This window comes from Kineococcus haloalkalitolerans, assembly GCF_050871905.1.
GTDB lineage: Bacteria > Actinomycetota > Actinomycetes > Actinomycetales > Kineococcaceae > Kineococcus.
This window is the reverse complement of sequence record NZ_JBJLSH010000090.1, coordinates 1-5026: the sequence shown is the minus strand read 5'-3', so window position 1 is coordinate 5026 and position 5026 is coordinate 1. Positions and strand designations below refer to the sequence as shown.

General features: G+C 74.9%; 4 protein-coding genes and 1 pseudogene. 3 read left to right on the top strand and 2 right to left on the bottom strand.

Annotated elements, in window-relative coordinates; all coding sequences use genetic code 11:
* Positions 1–277, bottom strand: a pseudogene (locus ACRYMY_RS19455) (alpha-N-arabinofuranosidase); the annotation flags it as partial.
* A gap of 341 nt (positions 278–618) precedes the next feature.
* On the opposite strand from ACRYMY_RS19455, the gene ACRYMY_RS19450 reads away from it, so the two are divergent.
* Complete coding sequence (locus tag ACRYMY_RS19450) at positions 619–2145, top strand: alpha-L-fucosidase (RefSeq protein WP_432548864.1); 1527 nt, start codon at positions 619–621, stop codon at positions 2143–2145.
* Between the two features lie 15 nt (positions 2146–2160).
* Here ACRYMY_RS19450 and ACRYMY_RS19445 read toward each other — a convergent pair whose 3' ends face one another.
* Entirely contained in the window at positions 2161–3036 is an 876-nt protein-coding gene (locus ACRYMY_RS19445) for a LysR family transcriptional regulator (protein WP_432548863.1), read from the bottom strand.
* Positions 3037–3111: 75 nt separating this feature from the next.
* Here ACRYMY_RS19445 and ACRYMY_RS19440 point away from each other — a divergent pair, with 75 nt between their 5' ends.
* Positions 3112–3972, top strand: a complete 861-nt coding sequence (locus ACRYMY_RS19440) for an aldo/keto reductase (RefSeq protein WP_432548862.1) — start codon at positions 3112–3114, stop codon at positions 3970–3972.
* Positions 3973–3974: 2 nt separating this feature from the next.
* Entirely contained in the window at positions 3975–4907 is a 933-nt protein-coding gene (locus tag ACRYMY_RS19435) for an aldo/keto reductase (RefSeq protein ID WP_432548861.1), read from the top strand.
* Positions 4908–5026 lie beyond the last annotated feature (119 nt).

Below are 5026 nucleotides of genomic sequence, written 5' to 3'. Positions count from 1 at the left end.
CCACGTCCGAGCGGATCCCGCCCTCGTTGGGGATGGCCGAGTCCTCACCCACCCAGAAGCCGCCGTAGATGCAGCGGCCCAGGTGCTCGGCGAAGTGCCCGTACAGGTGCCGGCTGATCCTCGGGCCCGGCAGGTCCACGTCCAGCACGGTCTGCACCGCGCGGGCGGCGGCGGGGGAGCGGTCGCCGTCCCGGCTCGGCTCCGCGCGGGAGGTCGGGGTGACCGGCGCGGACGCGGTGGTCCGGTCTGCGGTGGCTCGGTCGTCGTCGGTGAGCACGCGGTCCTCGCAGGGTCGCAGGGGTGGTGAGCAGCGCCGCTCACCAGGGGGGAGCGGTGCGGGGTCAGGCGTCGGGTCGTCGCGCCGGCGAGGGCCACCTCCATCGGTGGACCGGGTCGCCCCGGCGCATATCGATATAGTGGGAGCGCTCCCCGGACCTGTCAAGGACTTCGCGACAACGGCCCGCGCGCCGCCCGGGGGCCCGGTCCGCCGCCCGGCGTCCGGCCGGCCCGTTGCGCGGTGCGAATCGTTTCGCCTACGGTGGCGGCGGCAGGGACGCCGCCACCCCGCGAACCCGCGGAGGTCGCCCGTCCGTGCGTCGGCGAGGAGGCGGGGAGCGCGTGGCGAGCGGTGCGGACGGGCTGGGCGGCGGGGTCGGGCGCGACGACGCGGAGCTGGAGCGGGTGCGGGCGGTGGCCTCCGCGGGGCCCTTCCGGCCCGAGTGGTCCTCCCTGCGCGGCTGCGAGGTCCCGCGCTGGTACGCCGACGCCAAGTTCGGGATCTTCATCCACTGGGGCGTGTACTCCGTCCCGGCCTTCGGCAACGAGTGGTACGCGCGCAACATGTACGTGCAGGGCAGGCCCGAGCACGAGCACCACCGCACCGTCCACGGCCCGCACTCGGAGTTCGGCTACAAGGACTTCGTCGAGCGCTTCGACGCCGCCCGCTTCGACCCCGACGAGTGGGCCGCGGTCTTCCGCCGGGCCGGGGCGCAGTTCGTCGTGCCGGTGGCCGAGCACCACGACGGCTTCGCCATGTACGACACCGACCGCTCGCGCTGGAAGTCCACGGCGATGGGCCCGCACCGCGACGTGCTCGGCGAGCTGGGCACGGCGGTGCGCCGCGCGGGCATGGTGCTGGGGGCGTCCTCGCACCGCGCCGAGCACTGGTGGTTCATGAACGGCGGCACCGCCTTCGACTCCGACGTGCGCGACCCCGCGTTCGCCGACTTCTACGGCCCGGCCATGCGCCAGGAGACCGCCCCGAACGAGGAGTTCCTCGAGGACTGGCTGCTGCGCACCGTCGAGGTGGTCGACCGGTACCGCCCGCAGGTGCTGTGGTTCGACTGGTGGATCGAGCAGCCGGCGTTCGAGCCCTACCTGCGGCTGCTGGCCGCCTACTACTACAACGAGGCCGCGCGCTGGGGCCGCGGGGTGGTCCTGAACCACAAGTGGGGCGCCTTCCCCGAGGGCAGCGCCGTCCTCGACGTCGAGCGCGGTGCCGTGCCCGGGATCCAGCCCCGCGTCTGGCAGAACGACACCTCGGTCGGGCGCACCTCGTGGTCGTGGGTCGAGGACCACCGCTACAAGAGCGTGGCCGAGCTGGTCACCGAGCTGGTCGACGTCGTGTCCAAGAACGGCGTGCTGCTGCTCAACGTCGGCCCGAAGGCCGACGGCACCATCGACCCGGCCGAGGTGGAGCTGCTCGCCGGGGTGGGGGACTGGCTGACTCTCAACGGCGAGGCCGTCTACGGCACCCGGCCCTGGGTGGTCGCCGGCGAGGGGCCGACCCGGCTGCCCTCGGGCTCCTTCGTCGACGCCGAGGCGCGCGAGTGGACCAGCGCCGACGTCCGGTTCACCACCCGCGAGAACGTCGACGAGAGCGGGACGCGGCTGTACGCGACGCTGCTGGACCGCCCGCGCGACGGGGTCGCGCGCATCCGCTCGTGGGGCCGCGACGCCGGGCTGGTCGAGGGGGAGCTGGAGGACGTCCGCGTCCTCGGGGTCCCCGGCCCCGCGACCGCGCGCCGCACGGGTGAGGCCCTGGAGGTCGACCTGCCGGCCGACCTCCCCGGCTCGGTCGGGGTCGTCGTCACGGCGCTGCTGCCGCCGCCGGCGCCGGCGCGGCGCACCGACGGGCTGATGTGACCGGTCCCGCGCCCCTCACGCGCTCAGCGCCGGCACCAGCTCCAGCAGGTGCGGCGCCACCGGCGAGCCGCGGTGGCCGCTGACGGCCGAGACGACCCACTCCGGGGCGTCCGCCGGCAGGGCCAGCGCGCGCAGCCGCGCCGCCTGCGGCTTGGCGGCCACGTGCCGGGGGACGACGGCCGTGCCCAGGCCGCGCCCGACGAGGTCGAGCAGCGTGTGCACGTCGCCGACGGAGAAGCGGACGCGACGGCGCACCCCGCGCGCGGCGAACGCGGCGTCGTTGAGGGGGCGCACGCCCCAGGCGGTGGAGAAGTCGACGGCGTCGGTGCCGTCCAGGTCGTCCCAGCCGACGGCGGTGCGGGCGGCCAACGGGTGCCGGGGGTGGCACAGCATGACCAGCGGCTCGCTGCCCAGGACCGTCTGCGGCAGCCCGCCGAGGTGGTCGGTCGTCGCCACGAACGCCACGTCCAGCTCCCCGGCGCGCAGCCGGTCCAGCAGGTCGTGCGAGCCGGCCTGGTCGAAGCGGACCTCCACCTGCGGGTGGCGGCGGTGGAAGCGCTCCAGCAGGCCCGACACGTCGACCAGGCCCAGGCACTGCTCGGCGCCCACCCGCAGGGTGCCGGACACCTGCCGGGTGGCGCGCACGACGGCGTCGCGGGCGGCGGCGGCCTGCTCCAGCAGGGAGCGGGCGTGCGGCAGCAGGGCCCGGCCGGCGTCGGTGGGCTCCACCCGCCGGGAGGTGCGGTCGAACAGGGGCGTGCCGAGCTCGTCCTCCAGGCTCCGGATCGCCGCGGACAGCCCCGACTGGGAGACGCCCGTGAGGGCGGCGGCGCGGGTGAACTGCCGCTCGTCGGCGAGGGTGACGACGTACTGCATCTGCCGCAGGTCCATCCATCGACTGTACTTCTGCCAGCGATGAGTCCCAGTCGTTGGACTTGTGAGACGGGTGTCCCTAGCGTCGACACCATGGAGCAGCGCAGCCTCGGCACCCGCACGGTCTCGGCCATCGGCCTCGGCGGGATGCCCATGTCCATCGAGGGCCGTCCCGACGAGGACCGCTCGATCGCCACGATCCACGCCGCGCTGGAGGCCGGCGTCACCCTCATCGACACCGCGGACGCCTACCACCGCGACGCCGGCGAGGTCGGCCACAACGAGGAGCTCATCGCCCGCGCCGTGCGCAGCTGGGGCGGGGACTCCTCGCAGGTGCTCATCGCCACCAAGGGCGGGCACCTGCGCCCCGGCGACGGGTCCTGGACGAAGAACGGCCGCCCCGAGTACCTGAAGGAGGCCGCGAAGGCCTCCGCGCAGCGGATGGGCGTGGAGGCGATCGGCCTCTACCAGTTCCACCGTCCCGACCCCGACGTCCCCTACGCCGAGTCCGTGGGCGCCCTGCGCGACCTGCTCGACGAGGGCGTCATCCAGATGGCCGGCATCTCCAACGCCGACGTCTCCCAGATCGACGAGGCCAACGAGGTCCTCGGCGGCCGCCTGGTCTCCGTGCAGAACCAGTTCTCCCCGGCGTTCCGCTCCAGCCAGGGCGAGCTGGAGCACTGCGCCCGCCTCGGCGTCGCGTTCCTGCCGTGGAGCCCGCTGGGCGGGATCTCCAACGCCGCCGAGCTGGGCAGCCGGCACGCCGCCTTCCAGCGCGTCGCCGACGAGCACGGCGTCAGCGTCCAGCAGGTCGCCCTGGCGTGGGAGCTGGCCCTGGCCCCCGTCGTCCTGCCGATCCCGGGGTCCTCGCGCCCGCAGAGCATCACCGACTCCGCCCGCGCGGCCGAGCTGCGCCTGAGCGCGGACGAGGTCGCCGCCCTGTCGGAGGCGTGAGCGTGCGCACCGTCCCCCTGGGCACCACCGGCCTGCAGGTGCCCAACGTCGTCCTCGGGCTCATGCGGATCGTCGACATGAGCGACGAGCAGGTCCGCGAGCTGTGGGCCACCGCCCGCGACGCCGGCATCACGTTCGTCGACCACGCCGACGTCTACGGCCGCGACCTGCACGCCTGCGAGCGGCGCTGGCGCGACGCGGTCCCGATGACGTCGTCCGAGCGCGACGCCGTGACGGTCCAGACCAAGTGCGGCATCGTCCCCGACGGCCCCTACTTCGACTTCTCGTACGAGCACATCGTCGAGTCGGTCGACGGGTCGCTGGAGGCGCTGGGCACCGACCGGATCGACGTCCTGCTGCTGCACCGCCCCGACGCCCTCGTCGAGCCCGACGAGGTGGCCCGCGCCTTCGATGAGCTCGAGGCCGCGGGCAAGGTGCGCGCGTTCGGGGTGTCCAACCACACCCCCGGGCAGATCGAGCTGCTCAAGCGCTCCGTGCGCCAGCCGCTCGTGGCCAACCAGCTGCAGCTGTCGATCACGCACGCGTCGCTGGTGGCGCAGGGCGTCGCCTCGAACATGCAGGCCCTGGACCAGTCGGTCTCGCGCGACAACGGGACCCTGGACCACTGCCGCCTGCACGACATCACCGTGCAGGCGTGGTCGCCGTTCCAGGCCGGGTTCTTCACCGGGGTGTTCCTCGACAACCCGGAGTACCCCGAGCTCAACGCGGTGATCACCCGGCTCGCGGAGCAGTACTCCGTGCCGCCGCTGGCGGTCGCCACCGCGTGGATCACCCGGCACCCCGCCGGGATGCAGGTCGTGCTCGGCACGACGAACCCCGAGCGGGTGGCCGCCGCCGCGCAGGGCTCGGACCTGCCGCTGACCCGCGCGGAGTGGTACGAGCTGTTCCGGGCCGCCGGCTGGACGGTCCCCTGACCCTCCGGTCCACCACCGCGGGGGGGGGGGGGGGGGGGGGGGGGGGGGGGGGGGGGGGGGGGGGGGGGGGGGGGGCGCGGGCGGGGGGCGGGGGGGGGGGCCGCCCTCCGCCCGCGGCC

What these genes read in the sequence shown, in the direction of transcription:
- ACRYMY_RS19445 (WP_432548863.1), bottom strand. Translation starts at nt 3,036, where the DNA reads ATGGACCTGCGGCAGATGCAGTACGTCGTCACCCTCGCCGACGAGCGG.
- ACRYMY_RS19440 (WP_432548862.1), top strand. Translation starts at nt 3,112, where the DNA reads ATGGAGCAGCGCAGCCTCGGCACCCGCACGGTCTCGGCCATCGGCCTC.